Genomic DNA, 2,841 nt, shown 5'->3' on the forward strand with positions numbered 1-2,841 from the left:
CCCCCACAGCCGCCCCCGCGCCCACCGGGGAGCCCCTGCCCACCGACGAGCCCTCCGCGGAGCCGACGGACCCACCGTCCTCCGGGGCGGAGAACCTCATCAGCTCGGAGGAGCTCATCGACGAGCTGCGCCGCGACTTCGAGATCGACGCCCGTCTGGACATCACCGACGAGGTCTGCGGCTCGGACCCCGGAGCCGAGGAGACGACCCTCTTCCAGTGCACCTCGTCGATGGACACCAACCTGGTGCGGGTGGCCGCCTTCGAGAACTCCGGAATCGCGATGATCGCCGCGATGGCCATGCTGGAGAGCGAGGAGAACACCGCGGCGGACATCCAGGACGCCTGTCACTTCGTGCTGGTGTGGTTCGAGGAGAACGGCCTGGACCAGCAGGAGCGCGACGACATGGCCGAGGCCACGCGCGAGATCGCGGGCTGCCCCTGAGCGGCCCGGGTCGCGGATCCGGACCCCGTGGGAGCGGCCGGTACGGCGCCGGGTCCCGGGACCTGCGAAGCGCGGCGGCCGTCCGGCCGCCCGGCACCGCGCGCGGAGTCGGGAGGCCGTCCGGCCGCCTTCGGGGCCAGCCCCGCGGGGCGGACCTGCGAGGTCAGCACCGCGGGCCGACGCTGCGAGGCCGGGCCTCCGGGGCCGAACCCCGGCCCCGGCCCCGCTGTCAGGAGTCCGAGCCGGGGGAGTCCGCGCCCGCCGTCCTCCCGCGCCTGCGGCCCAGGTAGAGCGCGGCCCCGCCCGCCGCGACGGCGACCACGGCCGCCGCCACCAGACCGAGCAGCGCGCCGCCCGTGCGCGGCAGTGAGCCGTCGGCGTTCCCGCCGGGCTTGCCGGAGCCGTCGTCCGGGCCGTCCGTGGCGGGCGGGTCCGTCGGGTCCGGGCTCGGCCCGCCGTCCGGGTCGGCGGGCCCGTCAGTGGGTCCGCCGGTCGGCGGGTCGGTGGGCGTTCCGCCGCCGTCACCGTCGGGAACGGTGGCCCGCTCGCCCACCACGATGCGGCCGGAACCGCCCTCGGGGTAGGCGGCCTCGGTCACCCGGCCCTCCAGCGTTCCGGTGAGCAGGCCCTCCAGCGCGGCCTGGTAGGTCGCGCCCACCACGGTGAAGTCCGCCCCGCGGAACGGGTACATGTCGCCGCCCCGGGCGGAGAAGTCGTTGGTCACGACCGTGATCGGGTCGCCGTCCACGACCTCGCCGCCCTCCACGAGCACCGTTCCGTCGTGCAGGACCGCGCTGCGGACCCGCTCGCCGGGCGTGGTCACGGCGCCCTCCCCGTCCACCACCTGCGCCGTGCGCTCCGGGTCGTAGGCGAAGTTGACCCCGGCGACCTGCATGAACGCGCCGCTGGCCGCGGGAGCGGCGGCCACGCCCTGCTCCAGCAGCTCCTTGACCTGCGAGCGCGGGATGTCGGGGACCACCGCCACCTGGTTGGCGAACGGGGCGATCGAGTAGGTGTCCAGCGCGGTCAGCGGACCGGCCGGGACCACCGAGGCGTTGCGGATGCCGCCGCCGTTCTGGATGCCGATCTGGGGGGCGGGCACGCCGTACTCCTGCGCGTTGCGCACGCCGGTGTCCAGCAGCGCGTCGGCCACCAGGTTGCCCAGGTTGGTCTCCTGGGTGCGCACGCCGGGGTTCTGGACGCCGTTGAGGTCGACCTCGCTGGTGGCCACCTCCGTCTCCGCCAGGCCCGCCACGTACCCGGACACGGGCGCGGTGACCCGCGACTCCACCTCGGGGTGGGGCTCCACCGCGTCCTCTCCGGCGCCGGAGACCCGGACCGGCCCGGAACGGTCGGAGACCGACACCAGGTCACCGCCGTCGAAGTTCACCACCAGGCGGCCCACGTACTTGTAGTTCGACCCGGCGGTGACGATGGGCACCTCGACGCCCTCGGGGTTGGTGGCCATGAGCGGGTAGGACAGCGGCTCGCCGGTCTCCGGGTGCGCCGTGACCTCGTCGCCGGGCACCAGGGCGTCGTCGGGGCCCGCCATCACCTCGTGGCCGCCGCCCGCGACGATGACGTCGACGCCGGTCAGCTCGCTGGCCACGCGCTCCTCGTAGGCGATCCCCTGGAGGTGCGAGAGGAGGACGATCTTGTCCACGCCCTCGGCGGTCAGCCGGTCGACCTCGGCCTGCACCGGGGCGACGAGGTCCTCCACCACCACGTCGCGCGGACTGGTGATGGTGTCCAGCGGCGGGTACAGCGCGCCCACGACGCCGACCTCGTGGCCGGAGGCCTCCACCACGGTGCTGGGCGCGATCCGGCCCGCGTCCGCCAGGGCGGCCAGGCGCGGCTCCGCGGACACGTCCACGTTGGCGGCGACCACCGCGGCGTCCCCGCCCAGCTGTTCGAGGAAGTCGGCGTACACGTCCGGTCCGAAGTCGAACTCGTGGTTGCCCATGGAGACGGCGTCGTAGTCCGCCTGGTCGGCGGCGAGGGCGTCGTAGAAGGGGGCGCCCTCCTCCCGGGAGGCGGCGAACTCCGGCCCCGGCAGGTACATGTCCCCCGCGTTGACCGTGACGACGCCGCGCTCGTCGGCCTCGTCCTCCCCGGCCGCGGCGCCGCCGCCCTCGGCCTCGCGCAGCCGGTCGAGCAGCGTCGTGAAGCGGGCGGCGCCGCCGAAGTCCTCCTGTCCGGAGGCGGACAGCAGCTGGGACTCGGGGTCGTTGGCGTGCAGGATCGTCAGGGTGAAGTCGGCGCCGTCCCCGGGGTTCATGGGGACGGACGCTCCGGCCGCGGGGGCGGACGGCGCCACCAGGGCGCCGGTCAGCACCAGCGCGGCCGAGGCGCGCACGAGTCTGGACATCGTTGCGGGGCTCCTTCGCGGGCGGGGGCG

The 2,841-nt window shown here is 75.3% G+C and carries 2 protein-coding genes; one reads left to right on the top strand and one right to left on the bottom strand.

Annotated elements, in window-relative coordinates:
• Positions 1-443, top strand: a 443-nt coding sequence (locus DQW06_RS00405; protein ID WP_198662348.1) for a hypothetical protein, incomplete at its 5' end; no start/stop codon positions are given.
• A 229-nt stretch (positions 444-672) separates the two neighbouring features.
• Here DQW06_RS00405 and DQW06_RS00410 read toward each other — a convergent pair.
• The gene (locus DQW06_RS00410) at positions 673-2,811 is read right to left on the bottom strand and encodes a 5'-nucleotidase C-terminal domain-containing protein (protein WP_117197741.1); all 2,139 of its coding nucleotides are present in this window, start codon (positions 2,809-2,811) and stop codon (positions 673-675) included.
• Positions 2,812-2,841 lie beyond the last annotated feature (30 nt).

Origin of the sequence: Nocardiopsis sp. TNDT3, from assembly GCF_003427465.1 — a bacterium.
Classification (GTDB): Bacteria; Actinomycetota; Actinomycetes; order Streptosporangiales; family Streptosporangiaceae; genus Nocardiopsis; species Nocardiopsis dassonvillei.